Genomic DNA, 18605 nt, shown 5'->3' on the forward strand with positions numbered 1-18605 from the left:
GTCTGCTACGCGTATTCACTTGGTGAAATTCCGTATCGTTCGCTAAATATTTTAGAAAAATAGGGCAAACTCTCAAAGCCCACTTGATAAGCTATTTCTGAAACGGTTCCAGCCTTGGCCCTCAGCATATCAGCCGCTAGTTGGAGGCGATAATTTCGGACGTATTCGGTCACGGTTTGGTTGGTGAGCGCTTTCAATTTACGACGTAGCTGCACGGGCGTTAAGCTCATCTCCGCCGCAAACTGGTCAACGTCAAAGCTACTTTCGGTATAGTTTTTAGCTAAAACATCGGTTGCTTTTTGTAAAAATAAGTCATCCATCGACGCCGCTGGAACGACTTCGTCGGTAGCCTGAACTATCGGGGTCAGATGAGCGTACTTTTGTTGGAGCAATTGTTGTTTTTTGAGCAAATTCTGGAGTCGTACTTGCAGTTCTTCCGTATGAAATGGTTTCGACAGGTAATCGTCGGCACCTGTCTCAAGCCCTTCCAGTCGGTCGTTGAGCGTAGCTTTTGCGGTAAGCATTACGACAGGAATGTGATTGGTGCGAATGTCGGTTTTAAGGGCTTTACAAAAACCAAACCCATCGAGCCGTGGCATCATAACGTCACAAATAACAACATCAGGAACTAGCTCGGTAGCCATTTGGAGACCGATTTGGCCGTCTTGTGCTTCTTCGATGCGATACGTGCTACTAAAAATACTTCGGATATAATGGCGCAAATCGGGGTTGTCTTCAACAATAAGTAGTAACGGTGCCTCGCTATTTTTATCGACAACAGGAGCTTCCGTAAGGCTTGATGCGCTAGACTCGAACGCCAGCCGTGAATCTGGTTTTTCAACAGTTGTTTGGCCAACGTGGACAAACTCACCCCAATGAGCAGCATCGCAGGGGAGAGTCACGACAAAAGTGGTTCCTTTTTCGGGCTTACTTGTCACGTCAATCGTCCCTTTGAGGGCTAAAACCAATTCTTTCACGAGGGCCAATCCAATGCCCGTTCCTTCGTAGTGGCGTCGTTGGCTGTCATCAACTTGGTAAAAACGGTCAAAAATTCGGGGGAGTCGTTCGGCATCCATCCCAATTCCGTTGTCAGCCACTGTTAGCGTGAGAAGTGCGCCTTTCTCATGGTCATCTCCTTCGGGAGTAGTGTACTGTACATTCACTTTTACGCGCCCATTTTCATTGGTAAACTTAAAAGCGTTAGAAAGTAAGTTGGTGACGATTTTTTCCAGCTTATCTTCGTCAAAATAAGCAAGGCATTTTTGATGACTTTGCGTCCGTTCAAAAATAATTTGTTTGCTCTGCGCAAGCGATTCAAAGGACGCAAATTGGTAACGTAAAAAATGGGCTACGTCGCCATACTGAATGGTGGGTTCTAGTTTTCCGACTTCGAGTTTGGAAAGGTCAAGAAGTTGATTGATAAGGTTTTGGAGGCGAGATAGGTTTCGTTGCATGACAGGAATCATGCCTTCGGTGGGGTATTTTTTGCCTAGCTCTGCCAAAGGGCCAACGAGCAGGGTCAGCGGGGTGCGAAACTCGTGCGAGATATTGGTAAAAAAGCGCGTTTTGGTTTCGTCCAACGCCACCAATCGTTCGGCTTCTTTTTGCTCAAAAGACAAGCGCTGTATTAATTCCTCGCGTCGTGTTTTTTGGCGGTAATAAACAAAGTAGGCACCAAACAAAACGATAGCAAGCACCAATGAAATGGCCAATACCCAAAAGCGCGAGTTTTGGGCTTGCTCATTTGCAAGTTCAGCCTGAAGTTTATTTTTTTCTACGTCAAACCGTACCGAAGCTTCCGAAGTAATGGCTTTAATTTCTTGTTCGTTGCTGACAATCAATTCTTCGTAATACCCTTTTCGGTGCAGAAAAGCGCTTTTGAAATCTCCAATCAGCGAATCGGCAATCATTCGGTTTTTGTATAATCCAGACAGCAAGGCGTGGTAATCTAGCGTATCAGGATCAGAGTTGAGGATTTTAACGGCTTTTTCAAAATTCTGAACTATTTCCCCTTTGTTGCCTTTGACCCCAGCGACTTGGCATAAATTACCATATACCTTGGCAATATCGCCCAACCCTTTGGGTTTGTAGCGCAAACGATAAACCAACTCTTGCTTAAAGTAGGGTTCTGATTGGGCGGGATTAGGGGAGGTATTGAGGATGATTTCGCCAATGTTACCGTTGATGGTGCCTATTTTTAAGCTATCTTTTTTTAGTCGGACTTGAGCAATCGCCAACTTGTTATACTTAATGGCTTGGTCGTATTGCTTTAAGTAGCCCAAACAGTTGGCATAGTTTTTATAAAAATCAATCCGATAATGGTCAATTGGGTCTTTGGCCAAATACTTTTCACCTTCTCTGAAATACTTAATAGCCGTCTTAAAATCAGATACTTGGTTCATGTAATACGTTCCAAGGCGGTTGAGCTTGTGGTCTGCTAACAAGACATTGTCATAGCCTATTTTCCGAAAAAGCAGGTCCGCCGTAAGAAAATGATTGACGAGGGTGACAGAATTGGCGCGTTGGTTATAAAGGTACACACCCATTCTAAATTCAACATAAGCCCTGATTCGATCGGTTAAAAGGGTTTGGGGTAGTTTTGCTAATCCGTCCAGCAATTTTTTCAATTCTAAATACCTAGAGCTAGGCTTGGGTATTTTTTTAAAAGTAAAGTAGTTGAGTGTTAGGTAATTGAGAAAAAGGCGTAGCTGCTCGTCTTGCGATTGCTTGGCATACAGTTCAATCGCGTTCAAATCAGCAGCCATTGAAGTACTGTCAGGCTCTTCGCTCGCCCAAATAAAGTGCATTTCAAGACTGTCTAACCGAGCTAGGTCTTTTAACGTTAAGAACGAAGCTACCTTGGGGTTTTGAGCATTCAAAAGCGTAGCACTTGATGACCCCAAAAATAAGGCAACGAACAGGGTGATTGCTGCTAAACGTTTATTTTTAAAGGGAGAAAGAGTAGGCATTGGTCACAATTGAAGTTTTGGTATGGGTTTTTAACCAATACAACAAAATACGTCAATTGTAGATTTAGGAAAAAGCCTTTTGCTAAAAAAGATACCAAAAGAGGTTGAATGTATATTATAATAAAAAAGACTAGGGCGCTGTCGTTACCTTCACCTCCCTAAACATAAACAAGTTGTTACTAACCCGTACTGCCTTCCCACTGGCCGTTGTGACGTTGCGAAGAACGACCTCTTTGGTGATGACGTAGGGGAATTTTTCTTGGTAGGAACTGTCGGTTAGTTGGGGGTTAAAATTGGCAAAAATGGCAGGGCCTTGGTAGTTGTCGGGGTGCTGTGAATCGTCGATGCGGAGGTTTTCGATGGTGATTCGTTCGGGCATGTAACAGGTATAACCAAAATCGTGTAGGCCAGAATATGACCCACTGATGAGGTCGGCGCTGGTAGGCTTACCACCTGCGGGGACAAAAACACAGTTGCGAATGATGAGCTCGCCTTGCCACGTACTGCCGTAGTCGGAGCGAAGATTGACGATGCTTCGACCGCGAATGGTGGAGTTCTCGACCAAAAACGTGCCACTTCCAATGGCATTGATGCCCATGTGTCCGAGGGTGGAATTGCGGATGGTGGCGTTGGCTACCCCTTGGTGCGCGTCAAAACGGGAGAGTGTACAGCGGTCGTACAGCAGGTTTTTGCAAAAATTGGAACCCAAAATGCCCCAATACGTATTGTCGTCGATGCTGTTGGTTTGGGTACAATTGACAAAAGATACATTCACCGCCCGATTGACCGACAGGTCGTAAGTGCCCATCGAAACGGGCTTGCCTGCCGCGCCAATGGTACTGTAGGTGCGGTGGCCCGTCAGCAAGGTGTTTTTGACGGTGACGTAGGCACAATCACCGACGTTGATAAATCCGCCGTAAGGCGCACCGTTTTCGCCTTCGCCCGTGATGCGGTGTTCGAGTCCTTCGATGAGAACGTTTGACCGACGAACAGCGATGTTTCGGCTATAATAGGTATATTTTGATTCGGCTTTGTTGGCAATGGTTGTGAAGCGTCCTCCCGTGATTTTTAAAGGTTTTTCGTCGATGGGCAGCGCTGTAATATCCGTGATTTGGTCAAAATCCCAAATGATGGGAGCGTTCATGTCAACGTTGCCGTTTTTGTCAACCACAAAAATGTCGGTTTGCGAAGAGCCGTTGTTTTGATTTAACCCAAACCGAATGTATTGCTTTACGTTGGCATTGGTGACTGTAATTAGGCAAGTACTTGGCAAGGACGCGTCGATTTTTTTCTGATTTCGTTTGAGGGAAGAAACCGTAGAAAGCTTAAACGACTGGAGGTTAGAGCTGACCGTAAACACCGACGCATTGCGGTTTTGGACGTCGGTATCGTCGATGATAAAGGCTGCCGTGCCAAAATCGGTATCGGTCTGGATCACCGCCGTCCGCTCTTTGCCGCTCACGTAATAAGTGGCGTTGGCGTCGGCTTTGACTTTAAGCCCGTTGGTATTGGCAAAAGCATGAGTCGCGGCAATGGCCTCCATGTCGTCGGTTTTGCCATCCCCTTTGGCGCCAAAATCACGGTAACTAACTACCCCTGCGGCTTTGAACTTAGCCAGTTGTTTTGCAGAAATGTTGTCAAATGTTGAGGAGGTTTGTCCATAAACCAGCCCAGAATAACAAGTGATGAAGTAATAAAGTAGCCGTTTTAGTGCGTTTAACAAATAACGGTCAACTTGGGTCATTAAAAGGAGTGGATAGCGCATAAAAAAGGTTGGTTATTCTTATTCTACAAAATACATGTCGATTTCGCCTTTGTTTTTGGCCGTAATTTTACCTCGATGGCGACATGCGTAACGGTCTTTGATGAGTTGATAGGTTGTTTCCGAAATATTAATTTTTCCTGCTTCGCTACTGCTTTCCATACGGCTGGCAATGTTGACGGCATCTCCCCAAATGTCATAACTGAATTTTTTGATGCCCACTACGCCCGCTACTAACGGCCCCGTGTGGATGCCAATTCTAATTTCAAAATAGGGCAAATTCAAGCGTTTGCGAGCGTCGATTTCTTGGTGGATAAACCCTAAAATATCAATAGCCGCCGCCACCACGTCTGCGGCATGGGTCTGGTTGGATTTTGGGAGCCCGCCCGCGCACATGTACGCATCGCCGATGGTCTTTATTTTTTCGATGCCATGTTTGCCAATGATGCGGTCAAACTCTCGGTATATTTTGTCAATTTCCAACACTAACTCTTGCGCACTCATACGCTCAGACACTTTGGTGAAATCCTTGAAATCAGTGAACATCACCGTGACCAATCCGTAGGTTTGGGCGTCCACGTAGCCTTTGTTTTTTAATTCAGCGGCTGTTTCGTAGGGCAGGATGTTGAGCAATAATTCTTCCGAACGTTTCTTTTCGGCTTCGATTTCTTTCCTAAGTTTTTTCTGATAAATCGTAGAAAGATAGGCGGTATAGCCAAAATAAAGCGCATAAACCGTGACCAGGCCACAACAGATTAGTTCTATCAATAAGCTACTATCAGGCTCAAAGGTAATTGGCTTTAAAAAACTACTCACGCCTATGCCTACGATGGTCGCCACGATGCCATATAGACACTGCCGTATGCCCCGCACGCCTATATTTCCCGTCCAGGTCATTACGATGTACATGATGGTCGGGAATACCGCAAACGACATGATGCCAATAAACATACCTGCCCAAAAGGTATCTATGATTAAAAAAGAGAGCTCGATAAAGCGACTCGAGCCAGAAAATTTATAAACCAAAAAGCAAACGTGAGGATAAATCAAAAAAACACCGATGAGCAGGTAAATGTTGCTGTCAAAACCACGGCTATTGCCCTGTAAAACAAGCAAAAGAATGCCGTAAGCGTAGCCCAAAATACGCAGCGGGTAGTAGGCGCGCCCTATCCCGAAAGACGGTTGTTTAAAATTATGTATCAGCGATTGAAGCAATTGCATAACGTTTTTTGCTTTAGGATTTGTACGAAGCCAACTCTTCACTACTCATGTTTTGGAGAACCTCTTTGGCGTGTTCATAGCCTTTCTCGACAATGGTGTCGAAGGCTGCCCAACTTACGATACCAAAGCGACTGACGTCGGGGTTGAAATACAAATCGGAGTAGCTGATGGCTTCGTTGCGCCGCGCGGCACTGTAGAGCAAGGTCGCATTGAGCAACAACGACGTAAGTGAAGGCAATCGATATTTACGCTGTTTTTTGGGACGAAATCGGTCTTGTAATAACTGCTTGGGACTAGGAATCTCCTCTAAATCAAGTCGATAGTTCTGGTCGCGGGCTAAATCCACGCCAATCACTTTGCCTACCTTGGCGCGGCTCATGACGTCGGCAGGAAAATTGTTGAACGTCCCGCCATCCACCAACAAATCGTCGCCATCAATAATCGGTGGAAATACGCCTGGGATGGCCGTAGAAGCCAGCAGGTATTTGCTCATGGAGCCACGGGTATGTACTTCTTCGCGGGCTTGGGTATAATTGCTCGACACCACAAAAAGCGTTCGCCACGTATCTTCTATGTCGATTTGGCGTACACCCACGAAGGCTTCAATCGTGTCGTCAATCATCTGTTTGATGCGTTTGCCGCGAATGAGTGAAATAAAAGGTAGCCAATTGTAGTCTTTGGTCGGATTAAACATGGCTCCCTTTTTCATAATACGTTGCACGGTTTCGGAAGGCTCTCCAAACGATACCGCTGCGGCCACCATCGCGCCCACGCTCGTTCCGCCCACAAAATCTATGGGTATATCAAATTCTTCCAACGCACGCATCACTCCGATGTGCGCAAACCCTTTGGCTCCGCCGCCCGCTACCACAAAACCAATGGCCGTTGCGCTCATAATACGGGCCAACCGCTTCATATCTTGGGAGCTTTCTCGGCGCAAATGGTAGTGAGATTTTACGTTCGGGCGCAAACTCAGCCACTCGCGGGTGTGGCGCGGCGAAACTGTATCTGACGGATGCAGCAACACCAACACCTGCGGAACGCCAGTCGTGGCAGACCTAGAATTGATACTTTGTTCGTGCGAGACCAGCACCGAAGGCTGGGTAGCGTCTGCAATAAGAAAAATCTCATCGGCTTGGCGAATGCACCGCTGCGTCCATTCGGTGTTTTCGGAGTCCGTCACATAGAGCATATACTCGTGTTTCGACTCCTGATTATCAAGCCACTGCGATAGTTCGTGGTAGGCTTTTCTGTCGTTTTTATTGGTTTGGGCAAAACCTACCATGCCATGCTGTTCGTCCACGGCTGTGCTTGAGGCCAGATAAACTGTCCCTTTGGCAGTTAATGCTTGGTATAAATCGTGGGAAAAATCGGGTAAAGAAATGCTGTTGTGTAGGGCCAATAAACAAATATTAACGGGTTTTTTTACGCTTTTTCGACCCCCTTGCGAATTTTTTAATCGGCTGATAATGAGTTTGGTGACGTTCATGGAAACGGCAGGGTAGTCTAAGATGACTTTTTCAAAAACTTCCTTCGACAGCTTCACCAAAACACTATCACGGATGGCGACAATCGTAGCGGAGCGAGGTTCTCCCGTGAAAATGGCCATTTCACCCACGGTTTCGCCCCGCATAATTTCCCCGATGACCTTTTGGGTGCCTTCTTCGGTCGTTATCTGGGCCTGTAGGCGTCCGCTGATGACAAAATAGAGCGAGTCACCGACGTCTTTTTGGGCAAAAAGTTGTTCGCCTCCACCTATTTCCACCCATTGGAGCTGAGGTTCGAGGCTATGTAGCAGGGTATCGTCAAAATCACCAAAAATACGGGTAAGGTTTTTACGAAGCAGTTCACGGTGGAACTGGTTTGCGAGCGGTTGAATGAGAGCCATAAAGTTGAGGGTCAAAGCGTGAGTAGGGTACTGATACACAATCAGTATGGCAATGATAACGAATTTTTTTGAAAAATACCTACTCACTAAAAATGCCCTACTTGCCTGTAGGGATGGGCAAGGTAGGGCATGAGAAAAAGGGTTAATAATAAGGAGGAGATGCGCTGAAGGTTGCAACAATCAATTAATCCTGTTTTTCTCCTCCTCAACTCCCGTTTGTCGTTGTCGTGCCGATTTTACTTGTTTATTACCAAAGTTATAACTCAAGTTGATTCGGACAGTACGACTTTCCCAGCCGCCCGAACCTGTGATGCGTAGTCCGCCGAATTGGGTGGTACCGCGCCAAGGAGAGGTGTAAAATACATCGCTGATGGCCACGCGGAATGCTACTTTTTCTTTTAAAATACGTTTTTGGAGCGCAAAGTCGAGTGAACCTTGGCTGCGCGTAACGTAGGTGCCGCCCCAAATGCCTGGCGAACTGTACCAACCCGATACTTCTAAGTTCCATTTTAGGGGTAAACTAAAGGTGTTTTGCCCGTACAGGCTCAACACGTTGGCTTTTACGTTCATAAATTTCTTCTCGTCAGATGTGAACGCGGTGTGGTAAGCATTGAGGCTGACATACACATTCCACCACTTCGCCGCCTGAAACGGGTACGAAACGCCCAAGTTGATGACTTGTTGGTCGGCGATGTTACGCTCCATCATAAAGTTGCGATTATAGCCCGTAGTATCGGTAATTTGGGCAAAAAAGTCACGGACGTAGCTGTAACTCAGCGAGGTCGTCAGGGTGTATTTGTAAGTATGGGCAAGTTTGAGGTTGTTGACGTATTGGGGTTGCAAAAACGCATTGCCTTTTTGATAGGTCAATTCATCCAATTGCCACTCGAAAGGGTTAAGAGATTGGTACGTAGGTCGTTCGATGCGGCGGCTGTACGTCAACGCAAGACTATTGTTGGGGTTGGCTTTGTAGGTGATACCACCGCTGGGAAAGAGATTGGTGTAGTTGCGACGCACAAAAGCATCGGCATTTTTTTGCGTTCCAGTCAACTTCCCTTCCGACACGGTTTGCTCGGCCCGAAGACCAAATTGAAGGTCGAATTTTTGATGGCTTCGGTTGTAGTTGACGTAAGCGGCGTTGATTTGTTCGGTATAAACAAAATTGTTGGAGCGATTGGCATTGAACGCATCCATTCCGTCAACCACATCGTAGAAATCGAAGGTATTGTTCGTTTTTACAATCGATAGTTTTGCCCCCATGCCTAGTTTCCCTTTTAAAAATGGCTGTTCGTAGTCAACTTTGGCCGAAAAAATACCAATATCTGTCGGGGTTTTCATGCGGTAAATTTGGCTGAACAACGTTTGGGTTTCGGTCCCGTTTTTATAAAAATTGGGCTGATAACTGTGGCGATTGCTGTTGTACGAACCCAAGTCAACGTCCACGTTCAGGATGCGGCCAAGGGTATCTGCAAAACGATAGTTGGTGTTGAGGTACAAGTTGTTGCTGTGCTGTTGGGAGGTGTTATCGGCAATCAAAACCTGCGTCGGGAGGGTACTGTTTTGGGGGTAAATGGGCGTTCGACTGAGCGAGGTGTTATCGTTGGCATTGAGGTTGGCGTTCAAAATAAGCCCAAACGTACTTTTGGTCGATGCAAAGTAGTCCATGCCGAGTTTGATGTTGTTGCTTTGGTTGTTGTTGATGGTCTCGGCTTTTTGGTCAAAAATGGTGTTGACTTGTTCGCGGTAAAAATTCAAATACGACCAATTTTGCCCTGTTCGGTTGCTGTACGTGCCAAAAAAATTGGTTTTACGGTTTCGATGGTTAAACGAAACGGAGCTATTAACTTTTCCAAAATGACCATAGCCATACCCCAGCGCCAACGACCCGTTGGTGCCGAAGCCTTTGTCTTTTTTGAGGCGAATGTTGATGATACCCGCATTGCCTGCGGCATCGTAGCGGGCCGAGGGTTGGGTGATTATTTCAATGGCTTCAATGTCAGAGGCTTGGAGTGATTTTAGGAATTGGTTTAAGTCTGCGCCTTGCAATACCGAAGGCTTACCGTCAATGAAAATTCGGACGCCTGTTTTACCTTCGAGAATGATGTTTTCGTTGTTGTCCAACACCACCCCTGGCGATTTTCGTAGCAGTTCCAAGCCCGTCGTTCCCGTAGCGCTGAGGGACGCTTGGACGTTAAAAATGGTTTTGTCCGAAAGAACCTCGACCAACGGTTTTTGGGCTTTTACTTTTACTTCGGCCAGTTGATTATCGCTGCGCAAAACAAAGGCGTCGAAGTCAATGTTGGTATCTATGAGCTTGAAATTGACCGAGCGGTATTTTTGAAAACCCACGCTGCTAATGACCAAATAGTAGTGTTCGGGGGCAATCCCGCTCATTTTAAAATGACCGTTTTCGGTACTGCTTTCAACTTTTACGAGGCTGGAGTCGCTTACTTTAAAAAGGGTTGCAGTGGCAAAGGGAATACCTTCGTTTTGTTCGTTTTTTGCCAATCCTGAAACGGAAAAGCGCTGAGCCATTGATACGGTGGTTATTAAAACGAGAAATGGAAGTAAGATGGTTTTCATGGTTGCGATGGTTGATGGGACAAAGTTGCAGTCCTGACGAAACCCATCAAAGAGACATTCGGCGAATCGACAAATAACCCGACGAATGACACTTTGTGCAGTTGAACGGCTTATACGGCAGTTCGTCGAAAAAACGTAGCAGAATCGAATTATTTGTGGGAGATTTGACACAGATTCACAAGAAATACAGCGGAGAAAAATGATAAATTGGCAAAAAAAACTCATTTGGGGAGTTCGGCTTGGAGAACTGCTAGCCGTGGTTGGAGTTTACTTTGTATTGTATGCTTTGTATTGTTTGACGTTGACATTCAATGAGTTGTCGTACGTTAAAATGACCTACGGCGCACTGCTTCTCAACTATGCCGTCAGCCAATTTTTTGATTATGCCTTAAAATTTATCCTGACCATCCCCCTTTGGTACTTCTACTTTCGGGTGATTCCGCATTGGAAGCTTTCGACCAAGATTCTTTTGCACGTATTTACGATGTTACTTTTTGTTTTTACGTGGCAAAAAGCCTTCTATTTCACGATGGATACCCTTGGGCGTGGGCATTTACGAGGGTCGAGTCAAGTGTGGGACATCTACATTCCCGCGCTTATTTACGTCATTCAATTTGGCTTTTTTCACGCCTACGAATACCATTTGCACTACCAACGCCAAAAAGAGACCGAAAACGCCCTTCGACAGGCGTCGCTGGAGAGTGAGCTTTCGGCCATCAAAGCCCAGCTTAATCCACATTTTCTGTACAATGTTTTCAATACCATCAGCGCGTCGGTACCGCCCGAGATGGAAGACACGCGGGAGATGATTGCCAAGTTGGCCGATTTGTTTCGGTACCAGTTGAAGGCATCTCGGGTGGATTTTGTCAAACTGAAAGACGAGATGGAATTTGTTGAAAAATACCTTGCCTTGGAAAAAGATCGTTTTGGCAGCAGGTTGCAAACAACGATTGAGGTGGACGAAGCATTGATGACCGAACGGGTGCCACCGATGTTGCTTCAGCCGATTGTGGAAAATGCCATCAAACACGGTATTTCACCCAAAATCGAAGGGGGAGAAGTGAAAATAACAATCAAAAAAAGTACCTACGACTTGATAGTGGAGGTTACAGACACGGGGGTTGGGTTGGTCAATGAAGGAGAAATTATTGGAAAAGGTGTGGGGCTAACCAACACCAAATTGCGCTTAGAAAAGATGTTTGGGAAAACGTTACATTTTCAACAAAACCAACCGAGCGGTTTTCGAGTTTGGTTTGAAATACCGCTCCACTAACAGCCATGCAAAAAATAGTAATTGCCGACGACGAAGCGGCGGGACGTACGCTCATCAAGCAATATTTGCAGGAATACCCTACGATGATTGTGGTAGGGGAGGCCAACAACGGCGTCGATGCCGTCAAGATTATCAATGAATTTAAACCCGATGTGGTGTTTTTGGACATTCAAATGCCTGGCCTGACGGGTTTTGACGTGCTGAAGTATTTGGAAGAAATTCCGCAGATAATTTTCTCAACGGCCTACGACCAATACGCTTTGCAGGCGTTTGAAGTCCACGCGATTGACTATTTGTTAAAGCCTTATACGGGGGTTCGTTTCAACGCTGCCATTCAAAAATTGCGGTTGAACCAGAGCCAGAATTTAACCCCCGTTCAACCACTGGCCGAAAGCCTCATCAATCCCTTGCAGTATCCCGAAAAGATTCTCATTCAGCAAAATCAAAAACTGGTGACAGTCAATGTGCGCGACATCATCTGGATTTCGGCCGAGGGTGATTATTCCAAAATTATAACTAACCGAGGCAATTATTTGAGCAATTATGGCATTAGCCAGCTCGAATTAAAACTTAACCCGCAGCATTTTATTCGGGTGCATCGCTCTTCCATCATTCATTTGGAGTTTGTAAAAGAAATCCAAAAACAACTCAGCAGCTACGATGTCATTATGCAAAACGGCGATTGGGTGCGCGTCAGCCGAGGCTACATGGATAACATTAAGAAATTGACGTATTGAGGAGGTTGTTGATGGAATGATGGGGTGCCTTTGTCAAAGTGCTTAATGGTGGACAGTAGAAATCAAATGCCTTGCAATTTAGTGTTTCAAATCAATAAGCCTGTAACTGGTACTTCTACCGCCTGAATCCTCTTTCACCAAAACATCCTGTTCCACTAAATTTTGTATATCTCTCAATGCGGTGTCCGTTGAAGTCTTGGTGATTTTGGCCCACTTGGATGTATTGAGTTTTCCTTCGAAGCCGTCTAATAACTTATTAAGCATCAATTTTTGACGGTCATTGATGTCTTTCTCGGAGAAAAATAGCCAATATCTTGCTTTGGTCAGTACCGACGTAAGAATGTCTTCTGTAGCTGATAATGCCCTGTCTAGGCAAGTCAAAAACCAATGAACCCACTCTGTAATGTCTAAATCTCCGCGTTGTGTCTTTTCCAAAATATGATAGTAGTCTTTGCGTTCCAGTCTAATTTGGGCAGACATGCTATAAAAGCGCTGATGACTTCCATCCGCTCGCGCGAGTTGCATATCGGCAATAGAGCGGGCTATACGCCCGTTACCATCGTCAAACGGGTGAATGGTAATAAACCATAAATGAGCCATGGCCGCTTTAAAGACGGGATCCATGTTATTTTGGGTATTAAACTATTCCATGAACTGGGCCATCTCCTGCGGTAAGCGTTCGGATGAGGGAGCTTCAAAATGGACTCTTTCACGACCGAGAGGCCCTGATACCACTTGCATCGGGCCAGTCTCATTATCCCGCCAATTTCCCACAGTGATTTTGTACATACCGCTGCGTCCTGTAGGAAACAGTGAGGCATGCCACCCGAAGAGGCGGTCTTCTGTAAGAGGCTGATTGAAATGCTGTGTGGCATCCAGTAGCATTTCGACCACCCCTTCTACATGGCGGTCTGTGGGAGAGAGTGCTCCAATGTCTATCCCTAGACGGCGGGCAATACTGCTGCGTACCTGTTCGGCGTTGAGGATTTCGCCTTCAATTTCATTGGATTTGAGTACTTCCAACGTCAACGTTTGCAGTATAGCTTCTTCCTGTAAAGGGAAGCCTAAGCTTTCCATTCGGCCAATGAGTTTTCCCTGTTTATGGCGAACGGAAGCCAGTAAGTCCATAATTAGTTGCCTATCCCACGAAAAATGAGGCCATAGAGGTCGTTGATGGATGTACATGTTCTATTCACCGCTTGTTATGCGGTAAATGTAGTGTCTAATTACCGCATTGTCAAGATAATTGACGCATATTATGCGGTGATTAAGCAGTATATTCGCCGCATGGCTTGTTCATCGGAAGCCTACTTTTTTTCGGTCTAAGTAGATCCAAGGAGAGTGATGCGGCCAGCCTGAGATGGCGACCGAATTTTATCAATACCTACTTGGAATGAGAGGTGCCTTAATCATGAAAAAGGCACTAAAAACTTGAAAATGATATAACAGATAATTTAGGTATTCATTAACATATTTTATATTGTCAAGTAAATAAAATACAAAACTTGACAGTACTTGACTAACATACTATATTTACAGAATGATAAGTGTCGCCGAAAAAATAGCCCAAACGATAAAGAACATGCCCGAAGGTGTAATCTTTGGCTATGATCGGCTGTCCATTGGTCGGGAAGAGTTTGCGTCGGCAGCCAAAGCGCTGGAACGGTTGCAGAAGAAAGGGCTGGTCAGCAGGGTCTCAAAAGGGCGCTTTTACAAGCCTAAAATGACTATTTTTGGAAAAAAACGACCCAATGAGGCGGAGTTACTTAAACCTTACCTGTACCAAAACGGGCGGCGCATAGCCTACATCACGGGGACAAGGCTCTATAATCAACTAGGACTGACCACTCAGATACCAGCCGATATTCAAATTGCCAGTCGGTCCCGCCGTAACTTGAGCGGAATCAGCTTTATGAAAGTCAGCTCCGTCAAAAGCTACGCCGACGTATCTGAAGATAATTATCAAATGCTGGGTTTTCTGGATGCGATGAAAGACCTAAAACAAATCCCAGATTTGGATATGCAGTCAGCGCTGACCATCTTCAAAACTCGCATAAAAGCATTGAGCAGCGAACGGCAACGCCAAATGATTACCTATGCCTTGTTATATCCCCCACGGGTAAGGGCATTATTGGGAGCCGTTTTGGAAGAAATTCAAAGCGATTTGGATTTGACCCCGCTCAAAGAAAGTCTCAATCCTTTTACAAAGTTTAATTTAGGATTCAATAATTCTCTGCTGAAAACGGCCTCCAACTGGAACATTCAATGAAATTACACGAAAACCCAGACCTATTTGCGGACGCGATATCAATCACGGCAGAGTATCTGAATTTGCCCGAAATTTATGTAGAAAAGGATTATTGGGTCACGTTTACCCTGCAACATACTTTTACGAGCCCTTTGGCGGAATTTACCGTTTTTAAAGGTGGTACGGCTCTAGCGAAATGTTTTTCCTTTATTAGCCGGTTTTCGGAAGACATTGATTTGGTGCTGTTACGAGCCCGAGCGTTTTCGTGAATCAGTTGACTGAACACCTTAAAAGTGCCAGTAATGCCGTTTCAGAATTACTGCCCGAACATTAGATAAAAAGGAGGTATTACCAATACAAAGGTAATGATTCGAAAAATTGCCCACATATACTCTGATATTTTCTTTAAGTGCTATCGTGGGAGGTTTCTAAACCTTGATCTCGATTTCGACTTCGTTCTCAATTCTAATTTCTTCGTATATAGGAATTTCAGCGCCAAGCACTTCGATTGAGACAGTAAATGCATAAGGGATTTGTTCAAAATCCTTATCCCATCCTTTATGCCCTCGTACAGCAAATGACAATTCCTCGGGCATTTGATGCGACTTCAAAATGACCCAGTCTTTTTGTAAACTACCTTGGTTCCGGTTCATCTCTGTAACATCCCCAAGGTCACTTCTTTCCCGAATTTTCCATTGAATGGTCTTCCCGTTTTCATTTTTTTTCTTGGCTCTTTTAGATCCATCTTCCGGCTTGAGGGCACGCTCTGAAAAACCATCAAACTTTTCCTCAAATCTTGAAGATGTCCAGTCAAGCCATGTCGCCAAATATGACTTTAGTCTTTGCCTTGTTCTGCGCACTTTGGCTGTATAAGCAAGTGTCACCTCTACCAAGACATCATATTCATTTCCCGGATTACGAAGAGATTCAGGTATGCGCAAAGAATATATATGACCTTCATTGGCAGCAATAAGGCCCGTACTGTAAAATGTCGCTCGATAGTCTGTATTACTTGTCACACGTTCAATGGAAGGTAGACCATACCCAAGTTGCCGCATTCCCAGATCTGTTGGGGTGTAGAATAAATCACCTGGAAGCCGAGCACCTTGAACCAGAAGCGCTCTGATCAAATTTACTCCTTCATCAGGATATAAGGATTTTAACACCGCAGCAATATGCGTTACCTTTGGGGCACTGTACGAAGTACCTACGTCTGTACCTATTGCAGGTCCACCATGAAGGGTTGAAAGAACAAGTTCAGTAGCAGTATTGGAATTAGTCGCAATTTGTGACAACCCATTCTGTGAAGCCACTATTCCGCCACCATACTCAACCAAATCAGGTTTGATCTGTCCCCACATCCCACGGCCAATCCTTGAATACCCTGAAACCAGCCCATTCCCGCCAACTGATCGCCAGCTAGCATCATGAAAATCAATGTGATCAATTGAACCAACGGAAATGCCAAAACTGCTTTGAGCAGGATTTGCAATGCGGCAGTATGATTGTTCTAAATAAGCAGGATAGGTAACTCCACTTCGAAGATAAGAACTAACAGTACCAAATGTGATATTTCCTACTGATAAAACAAACAGTACATCATTAGTGTGAATGAGTTTATCAATCATCGCTGCCCAAGACGACATGTGTTTTATCCGAAATGGGGCGCTTGCTGTAACTGATAGATTATAAAGCTTACAATCATCATTATCTGCGACAATTTGTTGCATAAGCTGCGCAGGATAAACCTCCAGCAGATGTTTATCTTTATCAAGTACCCTTAAATTTCGGATAAAACATGGGGGTGAAAATGGCGAAGTTAGTGATGAAATCCCCTTTGGAAAAAGGACTGCGCCTGCAACCTTAGTACCGTGACCACCACTGGGAACATAATCAGCAGTCGACCCGTCACCTTTAAGATATGATGAGGAGCGTCCAACATCAATTGCCGGAGCCAAATATTTATGTCCCTCCATTATTCCGCTGTCGATCACTCCAACTATTGGTGCTCCCTCTGGCGGAGGAAGAATTTCAATTCCATCGAGAACCATCTCTTGGCTATCAGTATCGCCAATCCCTGCCTCTTCAGTTTCAACGACTTCAAAAACAAATGGATAATTTCGAACCAGATCCTTAAAACCTAAACCCGAGATTTCGACCTTTGCACTAAAACTGTCATCAAAGTCAATTAAACCGCTAGGAATTTTTCCTTTATAAAACTTGACAAAATTTTCAAAGTGAGTTTGACGCTCAATAAGCGCATCATCCCTTTCTATAAATAGCCTCTGATATTCTTCTAATCTTTTCGGACCTCCTCTTTTATCGGGATCTGGACGAGCTCCGAGTGGCTTAGCAAATGCAATAGATACATCGAGCTTAAGAAGGTCGTCGTCTCGAATATCTTTCCACCTTGCAAAAAGCGTCTCAGATAAAATATGTTCAGCACGCCATGAACCTCTATCACCGTCAATGATCTTCCAAAGGTCTCCTACTTTTGCGCTGCCATACTCTTCTGTTACGAAACCGGTAATTTTTGCTTCAAGAGACCTGAAATTGTCCGTTGATGCACCAATAATAAAACCATCCTCTTCCTCAGAAATAATCTCAATGCCGAAAGCCTCAAGATCAAACGTTGGAAGTAATAGGTCAGGATTAATCTGAAAAAAGACCGTGACAACATCCTGATCCAGCGGCGCCAGTTGGTTTTGCTCTCGTTCGGCAAACTCACCTTCCCAATCAGTCTTTATATCTGTTAGCCAACGCTGTAACTTGCCCGAGTGGCCTTTTCTGTCTGCTTTATTTGCCTTTGTTTCTTCCGCATCTGCGCCGCCGCCTGTAAGAGCGGCCAGTCCGGTTTTCTTTGTGACAAGTCTCAGGTGAGCAAACTGTTCCATCTATTTTGCGAGGTCTACATTTTCCAAAAAGGCTGTTTCAATATCGTCTTTTGATATTTCCGGCCTTAGGCTAATGATAGACTTCTTAGCAGCATCATTTGCAATCTTAACAATAATTGCATAAGAATGTCCTGTCATCTTCTTCGCATACTTCTTTAAGTCTATTTCCTTGCTAAGTTTTAAAGCAGAAAAGGATATTTTTAACAGTTTCTCAATTTCAAGTTCAGTAGGCTTCTGAAATTCGATGATGTCATCGAAGCGTCTAAATAACGCCTTATCCAGACTGCTTTCAAGGTTCGTCGTTGCCACCAGAATACCTTCGCCGTCGTATTCCTCTAATAACCCAAGCAAAACGTTTACAATCCGATGGACTTCTCCTACTTCGTTTGATGATACGTTTCTCTGCTTTCCAATAATATCAAATTCATCTAACAGTAAAACACATGGAAAGTCTCTTAAGCTTTCAAAGAGGCTTTGGAGGTTGGATGCAGATTCCCCCAAATAGGAAGAAATGATTGAATCAAATCGTACCTTGTAAAAAGGTAAACCTAAGTCCCATGCAATGCGTTCAGCAGCCATTGTTTTGCCACATCCCGATGAGCCATAAAACAGGATTTTTCTCCGGGGCTTCAATCCATGATGAGCAAGCCGCTCCCGCCCAAGATACTCATTCTCGATCCGAGTTATCTTTTTTTCTACCTCATCCGACAAAACCATTTCATGGCGCAAATAGTCATGCTCAATATGTTTTGCCAGCGGCAATTTATATCTTCTATCTACAGGGACTTTATAGACACTATCTTTAACTAATCTGAGACTAGGGGCATTTCCTTCGGCTCGATTTTTTTTATTTGAAAGAATTGAATTCAATCTTTCTGCTAATTTCTCATGTCCTTTTTTCTTCTCTTCTTCAATAATGGTGTAAGCTACCTTGAACAGAGGTGATGTATAATCGCCCTCTATTGCTCTAAATAACCGTGTTAACAGTTCCTGATTCATAAAATCAACAATTTATGTAAAGATAGCCATT

At 44.7% G+C, this 18605-nt stretch carries 11 protein-coding genes and 1 pseudogene; 4 read left to right on the forward strand and 8 right to left on the reverse strand.

Annotated features, from left to right (window positions below; translation table 11 throughout):
• Nucleotides 1-5: 5 nt before the first annotated feature.
• The 5 genes from FHS57_RS02875 to FHS57_RS02895 all read right to left on the reverse strand — a co-directional run bounded on the left by FHS57_RS02875 (nt 6) and on the right by FHS57_RS02895 (nt 10423).
• Nucleotides 6-2969, reverse strand: a complete 2964-nt coding sequence (locus tag FHS57_RS02875; protein ID WP_183971332.1) for a hybrid sensor histidine kinase/response regulator transcription factor — start codon at nt 2967-2969, stop codon at nt 6-8.
• A gap of 130 nt (nt 2970-3099) precedes the next feature.
• The gene (locus FHS57_RS02880) at nt 3100-4734 is read right to left on the reverse strand and encodes a hypothetical protein (protein ID WP_229601242.1); all 1635 of its coding nucleotides are present in this window, start codon (nt 4732-4734) and stop codon (nt 3100-3102) included.
• An 18-nt stretch (nt 4735-4752) separates the two neighbouring features.
• Nucleotides 4753-5952: an adenylate/guanylate cyclase domain-containing protein gene (locus tag FHS57_RS02885; RefSeq protein WP_221225530.1), complete on the reverse strand. Its 1200-nt coding sequence runs from the start codon at nt 5950-5952 to the stop codon at nt 4753-4755.
• 13 nt (nt 5953-5965) lie between these two features.
• Nucleotides 5966-7840 (reverse strand): patatin-like phospholipase family protein, encoded by a 1875-nt coding sequence (locus FHS57_RS02890; RefSeq protein ID WP_183971333.1) that lies wholly within the window; start codon nt 7838-7840, stop codon nt 5966-5968.
• 180 nt (nt 7841-8020) lie between these two features.
• On the reverse strand, nt 8021-10423 hold the full coding sequence (locus FHS57_RS02895; protein WP_183971334.1) for a TonB-dependent receptor: 2403 nt from the start codon (nt 10421-10423) through the stop codon (nt 8021-8023).
• Nucleotides 10424-10622: 199 nt separating this feature from the next.
• On the opposite strand from FHS57_RS02895, the gene FHS57_RS02900 reads away from it, so the two are divergent.
• Together FHS57_RS02900 and FHS57_RS02905 are read left to right on the forward strand one after the other, a co-directional pair.
• A complete protein-coding gene (locus tag FHS57_RS02900) occupies nt 10623-11696 on the forward strand; it encodes a sensor histidine kinase (protein WP_183971336.1) in 1074 nt (357 codons plus the stop codon).
• Between the two features lie 5 nt (nt 11697-11701).
• Nucleotides 11702-12433, forward strand: a complete 732-nt coding sequence (locus FHS57_RS02905; protein ID WP_183971338.1) for a LytR/AlgR family response regulator transcription factor — start codon at nt 11702-11704, stop codon at nt 12431-12433.
• Nucleotides 12434-12511: 78 nt separating this feature from the next.
• On the opposite strand, the pseudogene FHS57_RS32270 reads toward FHS57_RS02905, so the two are convergent.
• Nucleotides 12512-13618 (reverse strand): annotated as a pseudogene (locus FHS57_RS32270) (Fic family protein).
• Nucleotides 13619-13973: 355 nt separating this feature from the next.
• Between FHS57_RS32270 and FHS57_RS02915 the strand changes: the two are divergent.
• A complete protein-coding gene (locus tag FHS57_RS02915; protein WP_183971340.1) occupies nt 13974-14702 on the forward strand; it encodes a DUF6088 family protein in 729 nt (242 codons plus the stop codon).
• Nucleotides 14699-14950 (forward strand): nucleotidyl transferase AbiEii/AbiGii toxin family protein, encoded by a 252-nt coding sequence (locus tag FHS57_RS32135; RefSeq protein WP_183971342.1) that lies wholly within the window; start codon nt 14699-14701, stop codon nt 14948-14950. The genes FHS57_RS02915 and FHS57_RS32135 overlap by 4 nt, the downstream gene beginning before the upstream one ends.
• A gap of 159 nt (nt 14951-15109) precedes the next feature.
• Here FHS57_RS32135 and FHS57_RS02925 read toward each other — a convergent pair whose 3' ends face one another.
• The gene (locus FHS57_RS02925; protein WP_183971344.1) at nt 15110-17575 is read right to left on the reverse strand and encodes a S8 family peptidase; all 2466 of its coding nucleotides are present in this window, start codon (nt 17573-17575) and stop codon (nt 15110-15112) included.
• A complete protein-coding gene (locus tag FHS57_RS02930; RefSeq protein WP_183971345.1) occupies nt 17576-18574 on the reverse strand; it encodes an AAA family ATPase in 999 nt (332 codons plus the stop codon).
• Nucleotides 18575-18605 lie beyond the last annotated feature (31 nt).

Origin of the sequence: Runella defluvii (genome assembly GCF_014195535.1) — a bacterium.
Taxonomy (GTDB): domain Bacteria; phylum Bacteroidota; class Bacteroidia; order Cytophagales; family Spirosomataceae; genus Runella; species Runella defluvii.